The following is a 20,973-nucleotide window of genomic DNA, read 5'->3' on the forward strand; positions in this document are numbered from 1 at the left end:
ACACTTGTCGATATTCGCTCGAACGTTCGAATATTTCAAGCCAGATCTATCGCGCTAGATCCACGAGATCCACCGGAGGTGCGGACAGGCGGCGCGACAGCGGCAGGCGGGGCGCTACGACCACGGTGGAACAGGACGGAAAGCATCCGGGCCCGGATGTGGGGCGGGGCCGGAGAGATTCTTCTCCGGCCCCGCCCCACATCCGGGCCCGTGGTGCCCCGGCGTCCCGCGTCCGTTCCGTACCGCGTTCAGATCCGCCCGCGTGCCAGCCGGGTGAGCGGGCCCATCGGAGGCTTGGCCGTCGAACGCCCGACGGCGAACGCCGCCCCGGCGACCCCGGCCACTCCGGCCGCGGCTCCGACGGCGACCGCCTTCCGGTGCTTGACGACGGTCCAGGCCGTACCGGCCGCGCTCGCGGCCTTGGCCGCGTTGGCGGCCACGGCCTGCTGACCGCTCTGGAGGCCGGCGGCGGCGGCACGGCCGACGCGCCGGGTGGTCTCACCGGCCGCCCGTACGCCCTCCGAGGCCGAGTCCTTGGCGCTCCCGGCCGCGGACCGCGCCTCGTCGCTCTTGGCCCGAGTCTGCTCACCGGCCTTCTCCGCGGTGGCGGTGGCCGTCTTGCCGGCCGAGGCGGCCGTCTTGCGAGCGGTGGCGGTCCGGCCCTTGCTCTGGGTGGAGTTCTTTGCGTCCTTGTCGTCAGTCATGGGCTCCTCCTTGCCGTGCGCGATGGGATGAAACCTGGATTCGGCGCGTTCAGGCGCCGTTGTGCGGAAGCAGCGAACCGAGCGGCCCGAGGTCGAGATTGAGGTCGTCCATCGTCAGCCCGTAGCGGTCGCACAGCTCGGTCATGCGTTCGTTCAAGATCATCAGGGTCATGCCGATCCGTTCCTCCTGGAGCTCGCTCAGGTCGCCCTGCTCGACGCGGTGGATCGCGGTGCGCTCCATGAGCTGGCGCAGCAACTCGACGATGGTGAGCACCAATTTGATGAGGTCCCGTTCCACGGTGTCCGGGTCGGTCTGCAGCCGCTGGGCCGCCGCCGAGGGACCGCGGCCGTCGTCCGGTTGCGCGGGGGCGAGCCCGAACGCGCGGGCCGCGGTGCGGGCCACCTCTTCGGCCGCCGTGGCGGCGGTGGTCCCCTCCGCGCTTCGCGCGCGGTCGTCCTCGTTCATCGTGTCCTTCTCCTCCCCGCTCTCCGGGGCGTGCCGCTCGTACGCCACCGGTGCCGGGCTCACCACGGCCCCGGCTCCTCACCGGTGATCGAGCGGATCACCGCTCGCAGATTGATGTGGACGAGATCCACGTCGGCGATGGACAGGACGAGGTCTCCCGTGAGCACGGCCCCGCCGTTCAGCAGCCGGTCCAGAAGGTCGATGAGGGCGACGGGCGGGCCGCTCCGGGGCTCGCTCTCCCCCAGAACACCGCCGATGAGGTCGGTGCTCATCGCGGGCCACCACCGTCCACGCCCTCCGCCACCATGGCGGTGGCGAACGAGTAGGGCGCCCACGGCCCGGTCACCTCGATCGACACGCCGGGGGCGCCGTCGGCCAGCGCGGCCAGCTCGCGGTGGAGTCCGGCCGCGTCCTCACGGGGTACGAGATAGGCCTCATTGGTCACGTTCACCCCGGCCCTGGCGGCGAGTTGCCCCTGCTGCGGGCGGTGCACCGCCCGCGACGACGCCACCCCCTCCGCCAGTCCCGCGGCGCGGGCGGCGAGATCGGAGGCCGCCTGGTAGACGTCCTGGCTGTCGCGCTGCTGCGCCTGGCGCCGCCGCAGGTAGGCGCGGCCCGCCCCGGCGCCGGACGGCGTCACGGCGGACGGCCCGGCGGGTGCTGCCGCGGCGGCCTCACGGGGATCGGCGTACACCTTCACGCCCAGCTCGACATGGCCCTCCAGGCGGCCCAACAGCTCCTGGAAGTCACTGCGTTGCCGGGCCAGCATGGCGGCCACCCGGAAGTCGTCCAGGTAGACCGTGGCCAGCCGCATCGGCAGGACGGCGGTCTCCGCGAACGCGGCGTCCACCACGGCGTGGTGGGCACGGGCCACGGCTTCGAGCCGGTCCAGGTCCTCCATCTGCGCGGTGAGCCCCTGCTCGCTGAACGCGTCCGCCGACACGGAGGAGACGAGCGCGCACAGCCCTCCCCCGACGACGGGGCGCAAGGGCCGGCCGTCCAGACCGGGCAGCCGCGTGGCGAGCCCGTCCAGGGCGGGGCCCTCGCGGCCGACCGCGTAGACGTAACTCATCTCCCCGGCGCCGCCCGCGTCCGGTGCACCGGCGGGGGTGTTCGGTCCGGTACTCATCGCTCCTCCTCCTGTCCGGACGGATCCGCCGGTGCCTCGGCCTCGGTGGCGCCCGGAAGCGCGGCCGCCGACCGCAGACGGGCCAGTTCGGCGCGCAGCCGCTCGTTCTCCTCCGCCAGCGCCTCGTTCCCGGCGCCTGCCCCGGCCCCGGGCGGGGGGCCGATCCCGGCACCGGACACGGTTCCCGCCTCCGTCTCACGCTCACGCGCTGCGGGGCGGGCCCGCGAGGAGAGCGAGGGGTCGTGCTCCCACCAGTCGATGCCCATCTCCTTGGCCTTGTCGACGGAGGCGACGAGCAGGCGGAGCTTGATGGTGAGCAGTTCGATGTCGAGCAGGTTGATCTGGATGTCACCGGCGATGACGATCCCCTTGTCGAGCACCCTTTCCAGGATGTCGGCGAGGTTGGCCGACGAGCCCTGCTGCCCGCGTGCCGGGGCGGCCCCTCGGGGCGAGGCCGGCAGTCGGCCGGCGAGTGAATCGGACACGGTCTCTCACTCCTTTCCACGGGGTGTCGGTGGGCTGGTGCCGCTACGGCTCCGGGTGCGAGCCCGGCGGCCGGCCTCCGGGGGTGTGCCCGGGGGCCGGTCGCGGGCGGGTCCGCGAACGGGAAGGGTCACCGGTCGGCGGCCGCGCGGCGTCCGGAGCGGCGGGCCGGCCGCTCGTCCTCCGCTTCCTCCTCCTCGACCGCAGGCTCGGCGTCCTCGTCGTCCTCGTCGGCGTCCAGGTCGTCCTCGGCGTCCAGGTCGCCCTCGTCCGCCGGCTCCTCCGCCTCGTCCGCCGCTTCGAGATCCTCGTCGGCGTCGTCGTCGGCGAACCCCTCGTCCCGGGGCTCCTCGTCGTAGGCGGACTCCGCCGGCTCGTCGTCCTCGAGATCTTCGTCCTCGGAGTCTTCGTCCTCGGGCTCGTCGAGGTGTTCGTCCTCGGGCTCGTCGCCCTCGTCGCGGGGCTCGTCGTCCTCGTACGCGTCCTCGGGGGCGTCGTCCTCGGATGCGGCGCCCTCGTCCTCGCGCGCCTCCTCCTCGATCGCCTCGTCGTGGCTGACGACGACCTCCCCGTCGCGGATCTCGCCACGCCAGCTGTCGGTCGCCTCACCCCGCATCATGATGAACTTGCGGTAGAGCTTGAGGTCGAGCCGGGCGCGGCGGCCCTGGGCACGCCAGATGTTGCCGGTCTTCTCGAACAGCCCCTTGGGGAAGTACTCGAGGACCAGCAGGACGCGGGTGAGGTCGTCGGTGACGGCGTGGAAGGTGACCACGCCCTTCACCGTGCCCTTGGCGCCCTCGGTGGTCCAGGTGATCCGCTCGTCGGGTACCTGCTCGGTGACGTTCGCCTTCCAGCTGCGGGTGGACTTGGCGACCTTCACCTTCCAGTTGCTGGTGGTGTCGTCCGCCTTCTCCACACTCACGACGCCCTTGGCGAACGAGCTGAACTCCTGGAACTGGGTCCACTGGTCGTACGCCTCGCGGACCGGCACGCCGACGTCGATGTCCTCGACGATGGTGACGCTCTTCGACTTGCCCCCACCGGACTTGCGGCCCTTGCCGAACAATCCCTTGACCTTGTCCTTCACGGTGTCCTTGAGGTGGGAGGCGCCCGCGCTCAGGGCGGCCTGGCCGGGCGACTTCCCCTCACCGAACGCCTGGCCTCCCTTGGCCAGGCTCTTCAAGGCGCCGCCTCCGCCGCCCGGTTCCGCGAGCTTGGACACCGAGTCGCCGAGACGGTGGCCCAACTGGGTCACGGCGTGTTCGGCACGGGCCCGGAGATAGTTCTGCAGCTCGTCCTTGAGACGGTCGGTGGCCGGGTTCTTGACCACGTCGTCCTTGATGCCGCCGAGAGCGGATTCAGGCATCGTCGCCTCCACGGGCCTTGCGGGCACCGGAGGACGCGGTCTTGCGGGCGGCGCTGCCGCGCTTGCGCGCGGGAGCGGCCGACGTGCTTCCCTTCCCCGACCGGCCGGTGCCGGACGACGAGCGACTCTTGGACGCGGAAGGGGACTTGGAGTCGGAGGTGGCGGTCCTACGAGGGGCGCGCTTGGCCTTCCCGCTCCCGTCGGCGTCCTCGTCCGGGCCCGTGTCGTCGGCCTTCTTCGGTCGGTCGTCCTCGTCCGGCTCCCCGTCGTCGGCCTCGGGCCCGGCCCCCAGCGCCCGGGTGCGCTCCTGGAGGGAGTCCGCCAGGCTGCCGGCCCGCTGGGTGAGGGCCTTGGTGGCGGCCGACCTGGTGGCGTCCACCAGTTCCTTGCGTACCTGGTCGTTGAGCGATCCCAGGACCGGCGAGTCGGCCAGCATCCTGCCGATCTGCCGCGGGTCGAGGTCCATCTTCCTGCCGAGGAGGAACATCCCGAACCCCAGCGCGAGTTTGGCCTTCCTGGTACGCCCCAGCAGGTATCCCCCCACCAGAGCCGCGCCTATCTTGGCGTTCTTCGTCATGTGTGGTGCACCTCTGAATCTCTCCCCGCTCACGCGTGGTTGTGGCTGACGTTCACGGCCCCTGCCGTGTGCTGTTCCGGTACGCCTCGATCTCGTCGAGCCGGTCGAGCAGTTCGTCCTCCAGCCGGTCGAACTCCTCGTCGTCGATGAGTCCGTTGTTGAGGTCCTGCTCCAGCCGCGCGAGTCGGGCGCGTACCGGCTCGGGGTCGTAGTACTCCTGCTCCGCTGCCTGGACGACCTGGTCGAGAACCCAGACCGTTCCCCGTACGGGGGCCAGCGGCAGAGTCAGGATGCTGCTGATGAGGCCCATGGCGGACGGCTCACCTCCGCTCCCGGAAGCCGGACGGACAAGCCCGGCGGTCAGACGAAGCTGTACGGCGGCAGCGGGCCCGTCAGCGTCAACGTGTAGGCGTCGCCGCGCCGTTCGGCTTCCTGTTGGACCGCGGCCACGAATGCCTCGGTCTTGGCGCGGGGCACCAGGAAGGACAGATTGAGGAACTGCTGCGGGGCGGGCTCGGCGTGCGAGCTGCGCGTGGCGGCGTCCGTCAGCCGCTGGGCGACGTCCTCCGCCTCCCGCTGCCCGCGGGCGGTCACCTCGCGCGCCACCAGCTCTCCCAGGGCGATCCGGTCGTCATGGCTGCCTTGGGCCCGCGTGCGCTCGTTGAGCTGCCGGATCTCGTCGGACCCGGTCATGATCTCCCGCAGGAGGTCGTCCTCGTCCCGGCCGGCCTTGAGGTTGTACTCCACCTGGCCGTCCAGCTCCGCCAGTCGCTCCTGGTACGCGCCGGCCTCCCGCTCCAGCGCGGCGGTGACCTCGGTATCGCCGGGGCCCACCAGACCGAACCTCATCGGCAGGGTCGCGCCGCCCGCCATCAGCGCTTCCAGCACGTTCTGATGGGCCATCACATCACGCCGCTTGGCGCGGAGTCCGGGGGGCGCGTCGCTGACGACGGCGGCCAGCCGGTCGGTGCTCACGGCACGCAGCGCGGAGGGCGGGTCGCCCACGCCGTGCAGGCCCTCCAGCGGCAGCGGGTGGCCGGCTCCGGTGATGGCGTAAATGTACGTAGGCACCGTTACTCCTCGCCTCGCTGGGACTGACGGCTGGACGTGGTCTTACGGGCAGTGCGCTTGCGCGGCTGCTCCTCCTCGCGCTCGTCGCTCTTGCTCTGCAACGAATCGGTGAAAGCCTCGACGGCACCGCTGAGCGCGCCCTTGGACTTGCCCTTGGCGCCGCTCTCCGTCATGTCGCCGACGAGGTCGGTGAGCTGGCTGGGCGCCTTGCGGCCGGATTCCAGGTCGAGCCGGTTACAGGCTTCGGCGAACCTCAGATAGGTGTCGACACTCGCGACGACCACCCGGACGTCGATTTTGAGGATTTCGATACCGACCAGGGAGACACGGACGAATGCGTCGATGACGAGCCCGCGGTCGAGTATGAGCTCAAGAACGTCGTAGAGATTTCCCGAGCCGCTCCCACCGGACGTCGCATTGCTCTGTTGGACGAGGGACATGGGGAACTCCTTTCGGTGATCTTCTTCGATACCGCCTTTCGGCGGTCTCCGTTACGTCGGACGACGGAATGTCAGCGTCGATCGATCTGGCCCCAGGCATACCGGTGCAGTCGCTCGTAGGACAAAAGTGTTCCCTGGGGGTCGAGTTCGACCCGGTAGGAGGCCATCACACTCATGGTGTCCGGCACCCGCTCCAGCTCGACGACCTCCACATCGGCCGTCCAGCCGCTCTCGGTGGCCTTCACCGAGGAAACAGAACCCGGCTCGCACTGGAGCAATTCCGTGAGCTGCGCGGATGCCTGACGCATGGCAGTGGGAACGTCGACGCGCTTTCCGTCGCGCTCTTCATCGGTCTTCTTCTCGGTGCTCATCCTTCACCTGTCGCCGGGGATGACCGCTCACCGACCGGTCTCCGTCGTCCTTGGCTGACATCCGCATGCCCCTGCTATCCGGACGTATGCGCGAACGAAAGCAATCGATGACGGCGATTCCCGAATCCGGCGCCGGCCCCTTCCCTGCTGCGAGGTGGGGAGTTCGAGCCCCGCACCCGGCGGGATTCTCCTCGCCACGCGGGGTACGCGGGGCGGACAGTCCGTTCCCGAAGGAACCGAAGGAGTGGTCGGCCCATGGAGATCTCCGGACTCGTCAGCGCCCTGGTCATCGGTGCGGCGGTCGGCCTGCTGGGGCGACTCGTCCTGCCCGGCCGTCAGCACATCGGCGTCCTGTGGACGCTCGTCGTCGGCGTCGCCGCCGCGCTCCTGGGCTCGCTGCCGGCGTCCTTGCTGGGGGTGGGGGCCACACGGGGCGTCGACTGGATCGAGTGGCTCATCCAGGTCGTCCTGGCCGGTCTCGGCGTGGCCGGTCTCGACCGCGCCCTGGCCGGAACCGAGCGGAAGCCGCGCCTACGCGAGTGACGCGCGGTGGCCGGAGGGATCCCGGCCACCGCGCGGGAGCGGGCAGCGCCGTTCAGGGGGACCGCAGGTCGCTGGAGGGGCCCGTCCCACCCATGGCCCGGCGGTCCTCGTCGGACCAGGAGCGCGTGTCTCGGGGTTCGACGTAGGGCTCCTCGTACGGGGGGTGACCGCCCAGGATGGCGCGCTCGCGCGCCATCTCCGCGTCGAACTCCAGCCCCAGCAGGATCGCCAGGTTGGTGATCCACAGCCAGACCAGGAAGACGATGACGCCGGCCAGTGCCCCGTACGTCTTGTTGTACGAGCCGAAGTTGGCGACGTAGAAGGCGAATCCGGCGGAGGCCGCCATCCAGATCAGCAGCGCCAGCACACTCCCCACCGAGCCGAAGGCGAAGCCCCGCCCCTTGGCGTTCGGGGCCGCCCAGTACAGGACCGCCAGCATGACGGACACGCAGACGATCAGGACGGGCCACTTGGCGATCGACCAGACCAGCAGAGCGGTGTCGCCGACGCCCACCAGCGAACCGAGTTCACGGGCGATTCCTCCGCTCAGCACCACCATCAGGGCGCAGACCGCCGCCAGCACCATGAGCACCGATGTGAGCCCGACGCGGACCGGGAGCACCTTCCACAACGGCCGGCCCTCCGGCAGGTCGTAGACCGAGTTCGCCGCGCGCATGAAGGCCGCCACGTAGCCGGAGGCGACCCACAGCGATCCCAGCAGGCCGACGACCGCCAGCACCGAGCCGGTGCCGCCGCTGCCCTCGAGTTGGGTGATCGCGCTCTTGATCACGTCCTTGGCGGCTCCCGGCGCCAGCTTCTCGACGTTCTCCAGCGCCTTCTGCGTGGTCGACTCGCCCGCGATCCCGAGGAGCGAGACGAGCACGAGGAGGGCCGGGAAGAGCGACAGGATTCCGTAGTACGTGAGCCCGGCCGCCCGGTCGGTCAGCTCGTCCTGCCGGGCTTCCTTGGCCGTCCGTTTGAGGATCGCCCACCAGGACGCCCTGTGCAGGTCGGTCGGTGCGTCCGGCGCTTCGCGCTCCACCCGGTCACCGGGCCCGGCCGACCCCTCCTCGCCTCCCTCCCCCACCCGTTCCGTTCCTTCGCGGCTCCCCGGAACCTTTCCGTACGGGGAGCCCTGCTCGGTGCGCTGTTCGTCTGCCATGAACGGCGGCTACCCCGACCAGCGCCGTTATGCAGGTACGGGGCCTTTCGCCGGAGGCGCGGCGCGCTCCGTCCACGGGGGTCCGGGCCCCGAACGCCGACCGTTGTGCTCCTTTCGGGGCAAATGTAGGCGCATGTCGGCTCGGTGACGTCTCGTCACCGGGTGCGTGTGGCATTTCTGTAACCGCACCCCGATTAGTACGACAATCTCACCAATCAGGAGTCGTCATGTCGTCGTTCCCTCTCTCGCGCATCTCCGCCCGCCGCCTCGGCGCCGCCGCGGTCACCGCCGTCGCGGTCACCGGCCTCTCCCTCTCCGGCGCATCCACCGCTTCCGCCGCCCCCGGCGACCTCGGCGAGATCAAGATCCACAAGCCGGGCACGCCGAACAGCGACCCGCGTGACGAGGCCAAGATCTGCCGCTTCACCCTGGCGGCCGTCAACTTCGAGACCGTGGCACTGGTCAACATCACCGTCACCCCGCAGCCGGCCACCCCGACCCGTCCCACGCTCACCGCGGCCGTCGCTCTCACCGCGGGCCTGGGCAACACGCAGGAGTACTCGCTGCCCAACGGCCAGTACAAGGTGACCTGGACGTTCCCGGGCGGCACGCCCAAGGAGAAGCTCTTCACCGTCGACTGCCGCCCCACCGGAGGCGTGCCCGCGGGCGGCGGCGGTGTCCCGACCGTCGAGAGCAGCACCGCCGGGGACAGCGGCATGTCGCTCGGCACCACCTCGGCGCTGGCGGCCGGCGGCGTAGGCGTCCTCGGTCTCTTCCTCGCCCGCCGCTCCGCCCGCCGCCGCACGCATGGCGCCGCGTAACACGGTTCACCGTCGTCGGCGACGGCGGCGCGGACCGAGCCGCGCCACCCGTCTCACCATGACGCTGAGCGTCACCTTCTCGATCGTGGCCACCGTGGTCCAGGGGTGCGGAGCCTCCCCCGACCACGGTGCCGCGACCGCGTCGGCCCCCGGCGACGGAAAGGTGTCCCAGCAGGGTCCGCCGGGACGGGAGACGGACACGTCCCGCTCCCCGGCGGTTCCCTCCGGGGCCCCGGAGGGAAAGGAGACGGCGGCGAAGCCGGCGAGATCCGCGCCGGCGCCGCTCCCCCGCTCCCCGGCGACGAAGCTGTCGATCCCCGCCCTGTCCCTGGAAGCACCGGTCGTGGGGCTCCCCCTCGATCCGGCCGGCCATCCGGGGACACCCCCCATCAGCAAACCGAAACTGGTCGGCTGGCACGGTGACGGCCCGACGCCGGGCGAGAAGGGGACCGCGCTGGCGGTCGGGCACCGGGACACCCTGACCGGGCCCGCCGTGTTCCTCAACATCAGCATGCTGCGCCCGGGCAACACCGTCCGGGTCACCCGCGCCGACCGGCGCACCGCCGTCTTCACCGTCGACGCGGTCCGCACGTACCAGAAGAAGTCCTTCCCGGACAAGGAGGTGTACGGAGCGCGGGGACGGCCGGAGCTACGGCTCATCACCTGCGGCGGACGCTTCGACAAGAAGGCCGGCTACGCGGCCAACGTCGTCGTGTTCGCCCATCTCACCGATGTCGTGAAGGCATGAGAAGGGCACCCGCGGGTGCCCTTCTCGCGTACGGCGGCCACCGCGGAGGCCCCGGACCCGCACGGGCCTGCCACCCCGCGGGCGGGCGCACCGGGTCGGGACACGGAACCCCGCTCCGCCGCGACAGGCGGCACGCCCGTCCGGCCGCGCACCCGAATGGCGTACGCGATGGAGCAGGCGCAGAGTGAGGAGAGGGGCCCGAACGGGCCGATCGGCGGCCCGTGCAACGACTCTCTGTGAGGCGGACATGGCCGACATCGACACCCGGAGCGACAGCAGGGCGACCGGCGGGCGGTCCGGAGGACCAGGTGCCCGAGGGAAGACGACGATCAGCGACAACGTCGTCTCCACCATCGCCGGCATCGCGATACGCGAGACCGACGGCGTCCACTCCGTGGGGCGGGGAGCGTCCAAGGCGCTCGGCGCCGTCACCGGGCGCAGGTCCGGCGCCTCCGGCGCGCGCCGCGCCGTCAAGGTGGAGGTGGGCGAGAAGCAGGCCGCGATCGACGTGGACATCGAGGTCGAGTACGGCATCCCGATCCACGAACTCGCCGACCGCGTCCGGACCCACGTCACCGACGCCGTGGAGACGATGACGGGGCTGGAGGTCGTCGAGATCAACATCGTCGTCTTCGATGTCCACATCCCCGGCGACGACGATTCCGACGAGGACGGCGAAGACCATGCGGACGGGGGCACCCCTCGCGTGCGGTGAGGGAATCCTCCCCCCGGACCAGGACGGGCCGCACGGGCCGAACGGGCACGACGGCCGCCCTCACGGCGGGTCCGGAGCGCCGCTCCGCCCACTCCTGGGGCGGCCGTGTCCCGCCGCGGGCTCCCGGCCCCGGCCCGATCGCCTCATCCACCTGAGCGGCGGAGCGGTCCGCCGCTTTCCGGCCCGCAGCCGTGGCGCTCGCTCCCCCGGCGGCCCCGGCCCTCCCCGTCCGGCCCGGCAGCCTCCCGTACGCGCCCCCGCCCTGCGCGTGGTCGCCGGGGTCCGGAGGGTCCGGTTGCGTGGTGCGGTACGCGGCCCGACGCGGCCCGACGGTGGGCGGGAGACCACCGGCCGTGCGGTGCCACGGCCCAGGCCGGTGAACGAGCGAGCCGAAACAGGTGAACGAGCGAGGAGGGACGATGCGCGACAGTCCGGACGCGCGCAGGACACGCCGCGCTTCCGCCCGTCCGCTGGAGGGGCGGGTCGCGGTCGTCACCGGCGCCGCGCGCGGTGTCGGCAAGGCGCTCACCCGGAGCCTCTCCGAGGCCGGTATGCGGGTCGCGCTGCTGGGGCGGGAGAGGGCGACCCTGCGGGAGGCCGCCGAGTCCCTTCCCGGCCCGAGCCTCTGTATCGAGTGCGATGTCACCGACCGCGCGGCGCTCGCGGACGCCGCGCGGTCGGTGGAAGCCGGTCTCGGGCCCGCCTCGGTGGTGGTGGCGAACGCGGGTATCGCGGTGAGCGGCCCGTTCGACCGTACGGATGCCGAACTCTGGCAACGTGTCATCGACGTCAACCTCACCGGCTCCGCCGACACCGCCCGCGCCTTTCTTCCCCAACTGACCCTCACTCGCGGGTACTTCCTCCAGATCGCCTCCACCGCGGCGTTCGGAGCGGCGCCCATGATGAGCGCCTACTGCGCGTCCAAGGCCGGCGCGGAGTCGTTCGCGCTCGCCCTGCGCGGAGAGGTCGAACCCGACGGGGTCCAGGTCGGCATCGCCTATCTGCACTGGACCGGTACCGACATGCTCACCGGCATCGACGACGACCCCGTCCTCGAAGCCCTGCGCCGCAACCAGCCCGGCCCGGCCCGCCGTATCCACCCACCCGCCCTGGTCGCCCAGTGGCTCACCCGGGGGGTCGCCCGCCGCGCCCCGCAGATCTACGCGCCGCCGTGGCTCCGCTGGTGCCAGCCGCTGCGGCCGCTCTTCCCCGCCCTCGTCGCGCGGGCCACCCGCCGCGAACTGCGGGCCCACCCCGGCGAGGAGATGTCCTCCCCCGTCCAGGTGCTGGGCGCCGGAGGCCGGGCCGACTGGGACTCCTTCCGGGCCTCCCGGCCCTCTCCCCCGCCCGACCGGTAGCCCGGAGGCCGGTCGCGGCCGGGCGGGACGGTCGGAAGGGGCGTACGGTCAGGGCCGCTCGCCCCGTGCGCGGGTGGTCTCGCCGGTCCGGTCCCGCCGGGCCAGCAGTCGCTGCGCGGCGGACAGCGCGCTCGTCGTGGCCCGCGTGGAGCGCAGGGCGGCCCGAGCGGCGTTGGCGCCCGGCGCGCCGTGCACCCCTCCTCCGGGATGGGCCGACGCGGAGGTCAGGTACAGCCCCTTCACGGGAGTTTCGGGACGGCCCGTTCCCGGCACCGGCCGGAAGACCAGTTGCTGGTGCATCGCGGCCGTGCCGCCGTTGATGGCCCCGCCCACCAGATTGGCGTCCTCGTTCTCCAAGGTCGTCGGGGCGAGGATCCGCCGGGCCCGGATCCGGCTGCGGAATCCGGGGGCGTACCGCTCCACCTGCCGTTCGATCCGGTCGGCCATCCGCTCCCGCTCCCCCGCGTCCCAGCCGCCGGTCAGCCCGGCCCCGCCCGCGTCACCCTTCACGGTGTGCGGCACATGGGTGTACGCCCACGCCGACTCGGTGTCCCGTGGCGACCGGGTCGCGTCCGCCGTGGTCATCTGCCCGAACAGCAGGAACGGCCGGTCCGGGATCAGACTCCGGGCGATCTGGGACGCGCAGCGGGTGAGTTCGTCGACCCCTTCGGCGAGGTGGACGGTCCCGGCCGCCGCGGCGGCCTCGCTGCTCCACGGAACGGGGCCGCCCAGCGCCCAGTCCACCTTGAAGGTGGCGAAGTCCCACTGGAAGCGCCGCATGTCGTCCAGGAGCCGGCCCGGCAGGTGCTCGGCGGCGACCAGTGCTCCGTAGAGGCTGGGCGCGGAGACGTCGGCCAGTACGGCCCGGCGGGCGGGGACCCCTTCCCCGGTCTCCGTACGGACGCCCACGGCACGGCCGCGGCGGACCACGATCTCGGTGACCCGCTGTCCGCAGCGGACGCTTCCGCCCCGGCGCCGCAACCGTCCGACCAGGGCGGCGGTGAGGGCTCCGGCACCGCCGACGGGGACGGGGAAGCCGTGGAACTGTCCCAGCATGGACATCAGCCAGCCGAAGCCGCCGCTGCCCGCCGCCTCGGGGGCCAGGTCGGCGTGCAGGGCGTTTCCCGCCAGCAGCAGCCGTCCGCCCTCCCCGGCGAACTCCTCCTCGCCCAGTCTGCGGACCGGGAGGACGAGGCTGCGGGCCAGCCGCAGCCCGCCCGCCGCCCGGAGCCGCGCGGCCAGCACGGTCCCGGCCCGGACGGGCGGGAAGGGCGAGAAGAGGGCGTCGACGATCCCCTCGCCCAGCCGGTCCCAGATGTGGCAGAGGCCCAGCCATGCCTCGCCGTCACCGGGCGCGAAACGGTCGAGGCCGTCGGCGGTCGCCGACCGGTCGCGGTCCAGTACCGCGCAGCTGCCGTCGAGCAGCGGGTGCGCGAGCACCCGCGGCGCGTGGCTCCAGCGAAGCCCGTCCTGGTGCAGATCCAGCCCGGCCAGCACCGGGGAGGCCGCGGCCAGCGGGTAGAAGGAGCTGAACAGGTCGTTGACGTACGCGGGGTGGACCCCATGGTCGCTGCGTACGGCACCGCCCGGCTCGTCCCGGGCTTCCAGCACCTCCACCGACCATCCGGCATCGGCGAGCAGGTTGGCCGCGACCAGGCCGTTCGGCCCGCTGCCGATCACGATCGCGTCGGCCATGGCAGTGTCTCCCTCCGTCCCGGCCGCCGGCACGCCCGTACCGGCCGGACCGTCCGTTCCCGGCGGGGATCCATGGTCAGCCGGCCTTCGCGGCGCGGCGTCCGCCCACTTCCGGTCCCGCCGGCGTCAGGCGTTCCGTCAGCCGGGCGAGGCGCGCCAGCATGGAGCGGTGGCGGATCTGGATCAGCGAGTCCAGCAGGACGTTGTGGAGGGTGCCGCCGACACCGCGCAGCGGGTGCTCGTCGACGGTCACGAGGGTCTTCTCGCCCCACGGCCGGATGTCCAGGGCGATCCGTGCCGACCCGAGTGCTCCGGCCTCGGCCTCCAACTCCAGCGCCCGCGGCTTCTCCACGCGCCGCACCACCGTGCGCCCGGTGAACTCCTTGGGCCCCAGACGCACGCTGTAGGTGATCGAGGAGCCCAGCTCGGGCCAGTCGCCCTGTTCCCGCCGGGTTCCGGAGGTGCCCACCACCCAGTTGCCGTACTGACGTTCGTCCTCGAGCACCGCCCATACGGCGGACGGCGGGCGCTCGATGAGATGGTGCCTGGCGGCCATGTTCTGCCTCGGTTCGTCGTCGATGCGTTCCGGACGCCGGGGAGCGACCACCGCCCCCGGCTCGAGCACTCACGGGACCGGGCCGGGACTCACCGGCTCACGGTCTCGGGTTCACCGGCTGTTCGGCTTCAGCTGTCGGATGCGTCCGTCGAGTTCGCGCCGGTAGAAGTCGATGAAGCCGTCGGGGTCGGGGCCGGCGTTCTGCATGACGAGCCGGTCGTAGCCCGCGTCGACGAACGGCTGGGCCACTTCGACGTACCGGTCCGGGTCCGTACCGCAGGCGAACTTCCCCAGGATGTCCTCCTCGCGGACGGTGGCGGTCGCCGCGTCGAAGTTGACCGGATTGGGCAGCTCGCTCATGACCTTCCAGCCGGTCAGCGCCCACCGCGTCGTCTCCAGCGCGGCGCGGGCGCCGGTGTGCGCGTCGGGCGCCCAGGCCATCGGGACCTCCGCGTAACAGGGGCCGCTGCCACCGGCGTCGCGGTAGTCCCGGACGATGCTCGGCTTGTCCTCCGTGGCGAACAGGCCGTCGCCCAGTTCGGCGGCGATACGGGTCGACTTCGGTCCGCTGGCCGCCACCGCGATCAGGGGCGGTTCGTCGGGCAGGTCGAAGACACGCGCGTCGTGGAGTCGCAGGTACGTTCCCTCGTAGGACCGGTAGCCGCCGCTCCACAGCAGCCGGATGATCTCGAGGGCCTCCCTGAGCAGCGCGTGCCGGGTGCTGACGGCATCGGGGAAGCCGGGGCCGACCACGTGCTCGTTGAGCCGCTCCCCCGAGCCGACGCCCAGGACGAAGCGGCCTTCCGAGAGCAGGGCGAGCGTCGCGGCCGCCTGCGCGATGATCGCGGGGTGGTAGCGCACGGTGGGGCAGGTCACCCCGGTCGCCAGACCGATCCGTGACGTCTTGGCGGCGATCGTTCCGAGGACCGTCCAGGCGAAGGGGGAGTGCCCCTGGTTGTCGAGCCAGGGGTGGTAGTGGTCGCTGATCTCGACGAAGTCGAAGCCCGCCTCCTCGGCGAGTACGGCCTGCCTGACCAGCTCCGCCGGACCGAACGCCTCCGCCGCCAGCTTGTATCCCACCTGCATGTGATCCTCGTTCCGCGCACCCGGGGTCGGTTTGTCCGCATAGGAGTACCCCCTGTTCCCGACGCGTAACGCCCGCTGTCCCCCGGTCCGGTCGTCATCCGGACGAGGAACGGAGCCTCTGGCGTCCGGGCGGCCGCCGACCGTTCCGCCGCCGGTCAGGAGAGCGCGGCGGGTGCGGGCATCGCGGACGCGGGCTTCGTCTTCACCGGCATCGGGCGGCGGCGCAGCTGCTCGCGAGCGGCGACGACAGCCGAGGCGATGTCGCGGGTGCCGGTGGTCACGCACAGCGTGTAGCTGACGTCTTCCAGACGCCGGGCCACCTCTCCGGCGTCCTTCCCTCGTTCGGCCATCAGTTCGTCGTACCGACGCAGCAGCTCTTCGAGTACCGCAGGATGGGCCAACAGCATCGCACTCGGCCTTTCTCTCACGACGGGTCGCCGGCGGGGGCCGGCGAGGAGCAGAGGAGCAGCGGAGACCGGCGCCGCGGACTTCTTCGGGCACGGCCGGACCGCCCCTGGGGCGGCGGGCGGCCTCGGGGCAGGGAGGGGAACAGAACGCGCGAAGGAGTGGTTCTCGGGTGCTGCGGGAACCTCACCGCAGACCTCGTGGGGGACGGCAGCGGGTTCGAACGGGCCGCTTCCTGACCTCCACTGTCACTTTTCCCATCTGGGCGTCGTTCATGCAAATCGCACCGGCACCGCGCTCGGCGGCATCCTGCGAGCGGCACGCCCTACTCGACGGTCTGCCGCCCGAGGCACCGGACAAGCCGGGCCGAGGCAGGAGACGCCGGTCCAGGGGAGGGCCGATGCCTTCCCGTATCCCGCACAACGGGTGAACCGGGGTCAGCACCGGCGGTACGGTCGGCGGGTGGAGTGGAAAAGCATGAGCGCGTGCCCCTTGCACGGGGTCGGTGTGTTTCCCGGCTACCTGGTCGGGCGCCGTATCGAACGGGTGGTCGTGTCGGGGCGTCCGTACGGTTCGGAGCCGCCGTCCGGCCCGCTGGACGTGTGGCTGATCGACAGTGAGACGGTCGCCACGCGCATCACGAGGGGTTCGGACGGGTGCCTGATGGTGGAGACGGCCCCCTTCGCGGAAGACGACCCGGCGGGGTCCGGGCGCGTCGGGGGATCGGCGGTCAGCGGCGAGACCCCGTTCGCGGACCATCTCGGCGAGACGGTGCTGGGCGTCGGCGAGGAGGGCGCTCCGGGCGGCGGACGTCTCGCCCTGGAGATCGCCTTCGCGTCCGGCACCGTCCGGTGCGCATCGTGGTCCGGAGGGCTCCGCCTGTCCGGCACGTGATCAGCACGCCTGCCTCGGGGCGCCCGCCGGGGAACCCACCGACCGCCGCCCGGCGCGGCGGCTCCGTGCGGCGCGCGGGACGGCGGGCACGGGAGCCGGGAGGGGCACCGGTCCGGATACGTGGGCCTCGCCGTGCGTTCGCCACTCACACCCACACGGGCACGGGAGCAGAAGCCTCGGCACAGGGGCCGAAGATCGATCAGCGGTGATGACCCTCGCGGTGCTGTCGGCGCCCGCCGCTATGCTCCGGCACCATGAGCACGGAAGACCTCTCAACAGCCGGGCCGGCCGGGGCAGATGGCGAGACCGCTCGGGTGGCACGCCTCACGGACGGGTTGCCCGCGGCGGCGCGGCGCGTGCTGGCGGAGACGGACTGGGACTCCTTCCGGCACGCCTACGGCCCCGCCGGGGACACCCCCGGCCACCTGTGCTCCCTGTTGGACGAGGACCCCGAGGTGCGGTCCGGGGCGCTGGCCGCACTGGACATGAGCGTGCTGCACCAGGGCACGCTGTGCGCCGTCACCGCGCCCGTCACGCTGTTCATCGCCGCCATCCTCGATCACCCCCTGGGCCGCGCCGTGCACGAGGGGCACTTCCCGTGGGACGACGGGCCGCCCCGCAGTCTGCGGGCGGCGCTGCTGGCCTGGCTGGCGTACGTCGCCACGGCGGCCGCGTACGGGGAGGCCCCGGTACCGGACCGGAGCGACTGGCGGTGGGCGCCCTGGGACGACGGGACGCCGCGTGAGCGCACCCCGGAGGAGCGCGCCGCGCTGGACGCGTGCCGGACCGTACGTCCCGCCCTGTACGAGGCCGTCGAGCCGCACCTCTCCTCTCCCGACCCGCACGTCTGCGACGCCGCGGTCGGCGCGGCCCTCCCGCTCCTCTCCGCTCCGGGCCTCGGCGACCGGATCCCCCGCGCCGCCGCGCTGGTGCGCGCCCGTCTGAGCACCGTGACGGACCGGCGGGCGCGGGCGGGTATGGCGCGGGCGCTCGCCGTGTGGCGAGCCGACACCTCCGATCTGCTCACCGACCCCGACCCCGCCGTGCGGGTCTGCGCCGCGCTCGGCCCCGACCCTGTCGATCGGTCCCGTGCGCTCGCGGTCCTCCTCGGCGCTCTGCGGGACCCGCGGACGACCGACGGATGGTTCACCGAGCCTCTGGCCGGGCTGGAAGGGTGGTTCCGCTTCACGGTGCTGCGGTCCGCGCTCACCCTGGCCGAGAGCTTCGAGGAGGTGGCCCCGGTGGCGCTCGCCATCGTGAGGGCGGACGGCGCGTCGGTCGTCGATTTCGAGTGCGGGCCGATCCTGCGCCGGGCCTTCCCGGACGGCCACGCCCCGGCCCGGCCGATGACAGCCGCCCAACGCGACCTGCTACGAGCCTTCCTGGACACCGAGGCGGCCGACGGACTCGGCAGGCTCGTGCCGTGGCTCCGCTCGGTCGGACTGCCCGAGACACGGGAGGGCATCGCCGCACTGCTGCGGTGACACCTCCGCACAGGCCTGCCCGGTTTCCGCCACGCGCCGTGACCGGACGCCCGGGCACCGTACGTGTCCGCCGCGGCTGCGAGGCGCGCATCGGATGCCTAGGCTCGTGTTCCACCCGACAGGAGAAGGACGGAAAACGTCATGGCTGACGATGTCGAACAGATCCGCGCCCTGATCGAGGAGTGGGCCGCGGCCGTGCACCGCGGTGACCTGCGGACCGTGGTGGCGGGTCACGCCGAGGACATCGTGATGTTCGACGTGCCGCCGCCGTACGAGGGCCTACGGGGCATGGACGCCTACCGGGAGGTCTGGCCGCCCTTCTTCGTCTGGCAGGAGGAAGGGGCCGACTTCGCGGTCGAGGAGCTGGAGGTCGTCGCGGGGCAGGATGTCGCGTTCGCGTACGCCTTGCTGCGCTGCGGTACACCCGAGGAACTGGCCGCCCGCCCCGGTCTGCGGCTACGGCTGACCCTGGGGCTGCGCAAGGAGGCCGGCCGGTGGCTGATCGCCCATGAGCACCACTCGTTCCCCTGCGAACCCGGCCCACCGCCGGAGTAGCCTGCCCGCAGTCGGCCGGCCGTACCGCGGACGAGGAGCACGGAGGCGTACGCCTCCCGGGATTCCTCTCCTCCCCGGGCGCCCGGGGGAAGGCGGGGCTGGTCTCCGGGGGCGGTTCGGGGCATGAGCCGCTGCGCCGTCCTCACGGTGACGTCCGTGCCGGCCGAGGGCGACGAGCTGCCCGCGGGCACCCGGCTCGTGGACGCCCCGTTCGTGGAGGGCGCGGTGGCCGCCGTGATGACCGCCTCGGCGGGCGGCGACCTGGCGGCGGTGGAGGCCGCTGCCTCGGAGGCGTACGGCTACCGCAAGGTGTGAGGGCTCGCGCCCGGAGACGGCCGCTCCGGTGGGACCACGGCTCGCGTCCCACGCGCCGTCGCCGCAGACTTGACGGCATGTCGAGAAAAGGACGCAGTGCCGGGCTCCTTCTCTTCCGGGTCACGGAGGAGCAGGGTGAGCGGGACGTAGAGGTGCTGATCGGGCACATGGGCGGGCCGTTCTGGGCGGGGCGGGAGGAGGCCGCCTGGTCGGTGCCGAAGGGCGAGTACGGGCCCGAGGAGGACGCGGAGGCGGCCGCCCGCCGGGAGTTCGTGGAGGAGCTGGGCGTGCCCGTCCCGCCCGGTGAGTGGATCGCGCTGGGCGAGTCGCGCCAGCGCAGCGGTAAGACGGTGACCGCCTGGGCCGTGGAGGCGGATCTGGACGTGGGGTCGGTCGTGCCGGGGACGTTCACGATGGAGTGGCCGCGCGGGTCCGGCGTGCAGCAGGAGTTCCCGGAGATGGACCGGTTCGCCTGGTGCACGCCGGAGCAGGCCGCGGAGCGGCTGATCGCCGGTCAACGGGTCTTCGTCGACCGGCTGCGTACTCAGGTGCGCGGCGGGGCCGCCTCCTCCGACGCGTAGGCCGGGGCCGCGCCCGGGCGGCCCGCCCGCAGCTCCAGGACGTCGCCCGTGAAGCGGGACCGGAAGGCGCGGTCGTGCGAGACGACGAGGACCGCGCCCCGGTACGCGTCGAGTGCTTGTTCCACCTCCTCGACGAGGCTCGGTGCGATGTGGTTCGTCGGCTCGTCCAGCACCAGCAGATCGGCGGGGCGGGGCGTGGATGCCGGACGGCGGAGGGGACGGCGGCGTGCGCGAAAGGGTGACGTCGATGCCGACGTCACCGGGACGGTGTCACCGGCGTGTCCGGGAGGACGCGCGGTGCGGCGCGCTGCGGCCGTCCGGGCCGGGAATCAGCGGAAGAAGGAGGAGCGGTACGAACCCATGGGGGCCAGTCCAGGGCCGGGTGGCGTCCGGGGCTCGCGGTTGTCCGCGCGTGCCCCCGGGCGGTGGTTCCGCCGAGGGGGCACGAGGGTGATGCGCCGGGAGAGGTGATGTGCCGGGGAGGGCGGTGGCCGGGCGGCCGCCCGGTCGGCCGTGGAGCGGTCGGCCGCTCGGACCGGCCGGGGATCTCCCGTCAGGACCATGAGGGGGGTGGTTCATGCGGGACGGGCCGTCGGGATCAGCCGTTGGGGAGGATGACGGCCCGGCCGTTGACCCTGCCCTCGTGCAGGCGCTCGTAGGCGAGCGGGGCCTCGTCGATGGCGTACGTCTCCACGTGGACATCCACCGCTCCGGCGTGGGCCAGGTCGAGGACTTCGGCGAGTTCCTCGCGCGAGCCCCAGCGACCGATCGTTTCAGAATCAGGTGCGGAGTCGTCTCAAGCAGATGATGCTGCAAGCGAGTTGAAGCAGGCCGAGGTGTAGGTCGGATCGTGTCCCATAGCGGATCCGGAGGCGTTCGAACTGGTGGAGCCAGGCGAAGGCGAAGGTCCTCTCCACGACCCACCGGGTCCTGCCCGGGCCGGCGCCGCGGCCGCCCACGGACGCCGCGCATACGGGGTATCGCATCGAGCAGTGGCACCAGCCGGGTGACGCCGTGCCTGTTTCCGCCGGTCAGAGCGGCAGCCAGAGGGATGTCGTGCCTCTGTCCCGCAGACGGGGAAGCGCGGGCGCTCAGGGTCGGCAGGCGGCGACGGCGATGAGCAGGACGAGTGCGATGGCTGCCAGGAGGAGGCATCCGGGGCACCTGCCGGCGCGTCTCCGCCGCGTCTCGATCTGGCCGCCCGGGGGAGTGCCGGGATGCTTCTCGGCGTAGTGCTCGATCTGCCGATGCAGCCCCTCGGCCCCTCCTCGCCAGGAGGTCTTGAAGCTGCACTCGCCGCACCAGTAGCGGTTGACCATGTGACTCCTTGCCCGGCGTCGGTGTGCCCCGGGGGCGCCGACCCCGACGGTGACCTTGGTCATGTCCGCTGTACAGGTCAGGGAACCGGCCATCTGTGACCGGTGGTCGCAGGTAGGCTCGCCGCGTTC

General features: G+C 72.4%; 27 protein-coding genes and 3 pseudogenes. 10 read left to right on the top strand and 20 right to left on the bottom strand.

Features of this window, described 5'->3' with window-relative positions:
• Positions 1–248 precede the first annotated feature (248 nt).
• The 11 genes from QFZ71_RS00695 to QFZ71_RS00745 all read right to left on the bottom strand — a co-directional run bounded on the left by QFZ71_RS00695 (position 249) and on the right by QFZ71_RS00745 (position 6,607).
• Positions 249–704, bottom strand: coding sequence for a hypothetical protein (locus QFZ71_RS00695; protein WP_307666286.1), 456 nt, complete (start codon positions 702–704; stop codon positions 249–251).
• Between the two features lie 49 nt (positions 705–753).
• Positions 754–1,170, bottom strand: coding sequence for a gas vesicle protein K (locus QFZ71_RS00700; protein WP_307671299.1), 417 nt, complete (start codon positions 1,168–1,170; stop codon positions 754–756).
• Positions 1,171–1,229: 59 nt separating this feature from the next.
• Complete coding sequence (locus tag QFZ71_RS00705) at positions 1,230–1,442, bottom strand: gas vesicle protein (RefSeq protein WP_053622820.1); 213 nt, start codon at positions 1,440–1,442, stop codon at positions 1,230–1,232.
• Positions 1,439–2,299 carry a GvpL/GvpF family gas vesicle protein gene (locus tag QFZ71_RS00710; RefSeq protein ID WP_307666287.1) on the bottom strand — a complete coding sequence of 287 codons (861 nt, stop codon included), beginning with the start codon at positions 2,297–2,299 and terminating at the stop codon, positions 1,439–1,441. The genes QFZ71_RS00705 and QFZ71_RS00710 overlap by 4 nt, the downstream gene beginning before the upstream one ends.
• On the bottom strand, positions 2,296–2,784 hold the full coding sequence (locus tag QFZ71_RS00715) for a gas vesicle protein (protein WP_307666288.1): 489 nt from the start codon (positions 2,782–2,784) through the stop codon (positions 2,296–2,298). Before QFZ71_RS00715 ends, QFZ71_RS00710 begins: the two co-directional genes overlap by 4 nt.
• 128 nt (positions 2,785–2,912) lie before the next feature.
• Complete coding sequence (locus tag QFZ71_RS00720; protein WP_307666289.1) at positions 2,913–4,148, bottom strand: SRPBCC family protein; 1,236 nt, start codon at positions 4,146–4,148, stop codon at positions 2,913–2,915.
• Entirely contained in the window at positions 4,141–4,725 is a 585-nt protein-coding gene (locus QFZ71_RS00725; RefSeq protein WP_307666290.1) for a hypothetical protein, read from the bottom strand. Before QFZ71_RS00725 ends, QFZ71_RS00720 begins: the two co-directional genes overlap by 8 nt.
• Positions 4,726–4,777: 52 nt before the next feature.
• Positions 4,778–5,035 (bottom strand): gas vesicle protein GvpG, encoded by a 258-nt coding sequence (locus QFZ71_RS00730; RefSeq protein ID WP_307666291.1) that lies wholly within the window; start codon positions 5,033–5,035, stop codon positions 4,778–4,780.
• Positions 5,036–5,085: 50 nt separating this feature from the next.
• Positions 5,086–5,796, bottom strand: coding sequence for a GvpL/GvpF family gas vesicle protein (locus tag QFZ71_RS00735; protein ID WP_307666292.1), 711 nt, complete (start codon positions 5,794–5,796; stop codon positions 5,086–5,088).
• A 2-nt stretch (positions 5,797–5,798) separates the two neighbouring features.
• The gene (locus QFZ71_RS00740) at positions 5,799–6,236 is read right to left on the bottom strand and encodes a gas vesicle structural protein GvpA (RefSeq protein WP_307666293.1); all 438 of its coding nucleotides are present in this window, start codon (positions 6,234–6,236) and stop codon (positions 5,799–5,801) included.
• A gap of 71 nt (positions 6,237–6,307) precedes the next feature.
• A complete protein-coding gene (locus QFZ71_RS00745; RefSeq protein WP_307666294.1) occupies positions 6,308–6,607 on the bottom strand; it encodes a gas vesicle protein in 300 nt (99 codons plus the stop codon).
• A 255-nt stretch (positions 6,608–6,862) separates the two neighbouring features.
• On the opposite strand from QFZ71_RS00745, the gene QFZ71_RS00750 reads away from it, so the two are divergent.
• The gene (locus tag QFZ71_RS00750) at positions 6,863–7,150 is read left to right on the top strand and encodes a GlsB/YeaQ/YmgE family stress response membrane protein (protein WP_307666295.1); all 288 of its coding nucleotides are present in this window, start codon (positions 6,863–6,865) and stop codon (positions 7,148–7,150) included.
• Between the two features lie 52 nt (positions 7,151–7,202).
• On the opposite strand, the gene QFZ71_RS00755 is transcribed toward QFZ71_RS00750, so the two are convergent.
• Positions 7,203–8,312, bottom strand: a complete 1,110-nt coding sequence (locus tag QFZ71_RS00755) for a YihY/virulence factor BrkB family protein (protein WP_307666296.1) — start codon at positions 8,310–8,312, stop codon at positions 7,203–7,205.
• A 227-nt stretch (positions 8,313–8,539) separates the two neighbouring features.
• Here QFZ71_RS00755 and QFZ71_RS00760 point away from each other — a divergent pair, with 227 nt between their 5' ends.
• The 4 genes from QFZ71_RS00760 (at position 8,540) to QFZ71_RS00775 (ending at position 11,954) form a co-directional block, all read left to right on the top strand.
• Positions 8,540–9,133, top strand: coding sequence for a hypothetical protein (locus tag QFZ71_RS00760; protein WP_307666297.1), 594 nt, complete (start codon positions 8,540–8,542; stop codon positions 9,131–9,133).
• A gap of 58 nt (positions 9,134–9,191) precedes the next feature.
• Positions 9,192–9,881 carry a class F sortase gene (locus tag QFZ71_RS00765; RefSeq protein ID WP_307666298.1) on the top strand — a complete coding sequence of 230 codons (690 nt, stop codon included), beginning with the start codon at positions 9,192–9,194 and terminating at the stop codon, positions 9,879–9,881.
• A 247-nt stretch (positions 9,882–10,128) separates the two neighbouring features.
• Positions 10,129–10,596, top strand: a complete 468-nt coding sequence (locus tag QFZ71_RS00770; RefSeq protein ID WP_307666299.1) for an Asp23/Gls24 family envelope stress response protein — start codon at positions 10,129–10,131, stop codon at positions 10,594–10,596.
• A 419-nt stretch (positions 10,597–11,015) separates the two neighbouring features.
• Positions 11,016–11,954, top strand: coding sequence for an SDR family oxidoreductase (locus QFZ71_RS00775; protein WP_307666300.1), 939 nt, complete (start codon positions 11,016–11,018; stop codon positions 11,952–11,954).
• Positions 11,955–12,002: 48 nt separating this feature from the next.
• On the opposite strand, the gene QFZ71_RS00780 is transcribed toward QFZ71_RS00775, so the two are convergent.
• From QFZ71_RS00780 to QFZ71_RS00795, 4 genes are all read right to left on the bottom strand, one after another.
• Positions 12,003–13,649, bottom strand: coding sequence for an NAD(P)/FAD-dependent oxidoreductase (locus tag QFZ71_RS00780; protein WP_307666301.1), 1,647 nt, complete (start codon positions 13,647–13,649; stop codon positions 12,003–12,005).
• Positions 13,650–13,725: 76 nt separating this feature from the next.
• Positions 13,726–14,205: an SRPBCC family protein gene (locus QFZ71_RS00785; RefSeq protein WP_307666302.1), complete on the bottom strand. Its 480-nt coding sequence runs from the start codon at positions 14,203–14,205 to the stop codon at positions 13,726–13,728.
• A gap of 111 nt (positions 14,206–14,316) precedes the next feature.
• Positions 14,317–15,291, bottom strand: a complete 975-nt coding sequence (locus QFZ71_RS00790; RefSeq protein ID WP_307666303.1) for a TIGR03557 family F420-dependent LLM class oxidoreductase — start codon at positions 15,289–15,291, stop codon at positions 14,317–14,319.
• A gap of 155 nt (positions 15,292–15,446) precedes the next feature.
• Positions 15,447–15,698 (bottom strand): DUF5133 domain-containing protein, encoded by a 252-nt coding sequence (locus QFZ71_RS00795; protein WP_307666304.1) that lies wholly within the window; start codon positions 15,696–15,698, stop codon positions 15,447–15,449.
• A gap of 475 nt (positions 15,699–16,173) precedes the next feature.
• Here QFZ71_RS00795 and QFZ71_RS00800 point away from each other — a divergent pair, with 475 nt between their 5' ends.
• The 5 genes and pseudogenes from QFZ71_RS00800 to QFZ71_RS00820 all read left to right on the top strand — a co-directional run bounded on the left by QFZ71_RS00800 (position 16,174) and on the right by QFZ71_RS00820 (position 19,525).
• The gene (locus QFZ71_RS00800; RefSeq protein ID WP_307666305.1) at positions 16,174–16,590 is read left to right on the top strand and encodes a hypothetical protein; all 417 of its coding nucleotides are present in this window, start codon (positions 16,174–16,176) and stop codon (positions 16,588–16,590) included.
• A 254-nt stretch (positions 16,591–16,844) separates the two neighbouring features.
• Entirely contained in the window at positions 16,845–18,074 is a 1,230-nt protein-coding gene (locus QFZ71_RS00805) for a hypothetical protein (RefSeq protein WP_307666306.1), read from the top strand.
• 141 nt (positions 18,075–18,215) lie between these two features.
• Positions 18,216–18,629, top strand: a complete 414-nt coding sequence (locus QFZ71_RS00810; RefSeq protein WP_307666307.1) for an SgcJ/EcaC family oxidoreductase — start codon at positions 18,216–18,218, stop codon at positions 18,627–18,629.
• Positions 18,630–18,764: 135 nt separating this feature from the next.
• Positions 18,765–18,944, top strand: a pseudogene (locus QFZ71_RS00815) (PTS fructose transporter subunit IIA); the annotation flags it as partial.
• A gap of 77 nt (positions 18,945–19,021) precedes the next feature.
• Positions 19,022–19,525 carry an NUDIX domain-containing protein gene (locus QFZ71_RS00820; protein WP_307666308.1) on the top strand — a complete coding sequence of 168 codons (504 nt, stop codon included), beginning with the start codon at positions 19,022–19,024 and terminating at the stop codon, positions 19,523–19,525.
• Here QFZ71_RS00820 and QFZ71_RS00825 read toward each other — a convergent pair.
• The 4 genes and pseudogenes from QFZ71_RS00825 to QFZ71_RS00840 form a co-directional block, all read right to left on the bottom strand.
• Complete coding sequence (locus QFZ71_RS00825) at positions 19,489–19,698, bottom strand: hypothetical protein (protein WP_373465064.1); 210 nt, start codon at positions 19,696–19,698, stop codon at positions 19,489–19,491. The two genes, QFZ71_RS00820 and QFZ71_RS00825, sit on opposite strands and share 37 nt — an antisense overlap.
• A 425-nt stretch (positions 19,699–20,123) precedes the next feature.
• Positions 20,124–20,285, bottom strand: a pseudogene (locus QFZ71_RS00830) (zinc-binding dehydrogenase); the annotation flags it as partial.
• 19 nt (positions 20,286–20,304) lie between these two features.
• Positions 20,305–20,578 (bottom strand): annotated as a pseudogene (locus tag QFZ71_RS00835) (IS5/IS1182 family transposase); the annotation flags it as partial.
• A 38-nt stretch (positions 20,579–20,616) separates the two neighbouring features.
• A complete protein-coding gene (locus QFZ71_RS00840; protein ID WP_307666309.1) occupies positions 20,617–20,844 on the bottom strand; it encodes a hypothetical protein in 228 nt (75 codons plus the stop codon).
• Between the last annotated feature and the right edge of the window lie 129 nt (positions 20,845–20,973).

Source organism: Streptomyces sp. V2I9 (assembly GCF_030817475.1).
GTDB lineage: Bacteria > Actinomycetota > Actinomycetes > Streptomycetales > Streptomycetaceae > Streptomyces.

What these genes read in the sequence shown, in the direction of transcription:
- QFZ71_RS00695 (WP_307666286.1), bottom strand. Translation starts at nt 704, where the DNA reads ATGACTGACGACAAGGACGCAAAGAACTCCACCCAGAGCAAGGGCCGG.
- QFZ71_RS00700 (WP_307671299.1), bottom strand. Translation starts at nt 1,170, where the DNA reads ATGAACGAGGACGACCGCGCGCGAAGCGCGGAGGGGACCACCGCCGCC.
- QFZ71_RS00705 (WP_053622820.1), bottom strand. Translation starts at nt 1,442, where the DNA reads ATGAGCACCGACCTCATCGGCGGTGTTCTGGGGGAGAGCGAGCCCCGG.
- QFZ71_RS00710 (WP_307666287.1), bottom strand. Translation starts at nt 2,299, where the DNA reads ATGAGTACCGGACCGAACACCCCCGCCGGTGCACCGGACGCGGGCGGC.
- QFZ71_RS00720 (WP_307666289.1), bottom strand. Translation starts at nt 4,148, where the DNA reads ATGCCTGAATCCGCTCTCGGCGGCATCAAGGACGACGTGGTCAAGAAC.
- QFZ71_RS00725 (WP_307666290.1), bottom strand. Translation starts at nt 4,725, where the DNA reads ATGACGAAGAACGCCAAGATAGGCGCGGCTCTGGTGGGGGGATACCTG.
- QFZ71_RS00730 (WP_307666291.1), bottom strand. Translation starts at nt 5,035, where the DNA reads ATGGGCCTCATCAGCAGCATCCTGACTCTGCCGCTGGCCCCCGTACGG.
- QFZ71_RS00740 (WP_307666293.1), bottom strand. Translation starts at nt 6,236, where the DNA reads ATGTCCCTCGTCCAACAGAGCAATGCGACGTCCGGTGGGAGCGGCTCG.
- QFZ71_RS00745 (WP_307666294.1), bottom strand. Translation starts at nt 6,607, where the DNA reads ATGAGCACCGAGAAGAAGACCGATGAAGAGCGCGACGGAAAGCGCGTC.
- QFZ71_RS00750 (WP_307666295.1), top strand. Translation starts at nt 6,863, where the DNA reads ATGGAGATCTCCGGACTCGTCAGCGCCCTGGTCATCGGTGCGGCGGTC.
- QFZ71_RS00755 (WP_307666296.1), bottom strand. Translation starts at nt 8,312, where the DNA reads ATGGCAGACGAACAGCGCACCGAGCAGGGCTCCCCGTACGGAAAGGTT.
- QFZ71_RS00760 (WP_307666297.1), top strand. Translation starts at nt 8,540, where the DNA reads ATGTCGTCGTTCCCTCTCTCGCGCATCTCCGCCCGCCGCCTCGGCGCC.
- QFZ71_RS00765 (WP_307666298.1), top strand. Translation starts at nt 9,192, where the DNA reads ATGACGCTGAGCGTCACCTTCTCGATCGTGGCCACCGTGGTCCAGGGG.
- QFZ71_RS00770 (WP_307666299.1), top strand. Translation starts at nt 10,129, where the DNA reads ATGGCCGACATCGACACCCGGAGCGACAGCAGGGCGACCGGCGGGCGG.
- QFZ71_RS00775 (WP_307666300.1), top strand. Translation starts at nt 11,016, where the DNA reads ATGCGCGACAGTCCGGACGCGCGCAGGACACGCCGCGCTTCCGCCCGT.
- QFZ71_RS00780 (WP_307666301.1), bottom strand. Translation starts at nt 13,649, where the DNA reads ATGGCCGACGCGATCGTGATCGGCAGCGGGCCGAACGGCCTGGTCGCG.
- QFZ71_RS00785 (WP_307666302.1), bottom strand. Translation starts at nt 14,205, where the DNA reads ATGGCCGCCAGGCACCATCTCATCGAGCGCCCGCCGTCCGCCGTATGG.
- QFZ71_RS00790 (WP_307666303.1), bottom strand. Translation starts at nt 15,291, where the DNA reads ATGCAGGTGGGATACAAGCTGGCGGCGGAGGCGTTCGGTCCGGCGGAG.
- QFZ71_RS00795 (WP_307666304.1), bottom strand. Translation starts at nt 15,698, where the DNA reads ATGCTGTTGGCCCATCCTGCGGTACTCGAAGAGCTGCTGCGTCGGTAC.
- QFZ71_RS00800 (WP_307666305.1), top strand. Translation starts at nt 16,174, where the DNA reads ATGAGCGCGTGCCCCTTGCACGGGGTCGGTGTGTTTCCCGGCTACCTG.
- QFZ71_RS00805 (WP_307666306.1), top strand. Translation starts at nt 16,845, where the DNA reads ATGAGCACGGAAGACCTCTCAACAGCCGGGCCGGCCGGGGCAGATGGC.
- QFZ71_RS00810 (WP_307666307.1), top strand. Translation starts at nt 18,216, where the DNA reads ATGGCTGACGATGTCGAACAGATCCGCGCCCTGATCGAGGAGTGGGCC.
- QFZ71_RS00820 (WP_307666308.1), top strand. Translation starts at nt 19,022, where the DNA reads ATGTCGAGAAAAGGACGCAGTGCCGGGCTCCTTCTCTTCCGGGTCACG.
- QFZ71_RS00840 (WP_307666309.1), bottom strand. Translation starts at nt 20,844, where the DNA reads ATGGTCAACCGCTACTGGTGCGGCGAGTGCAGCTTCAAGACCTCCTGG.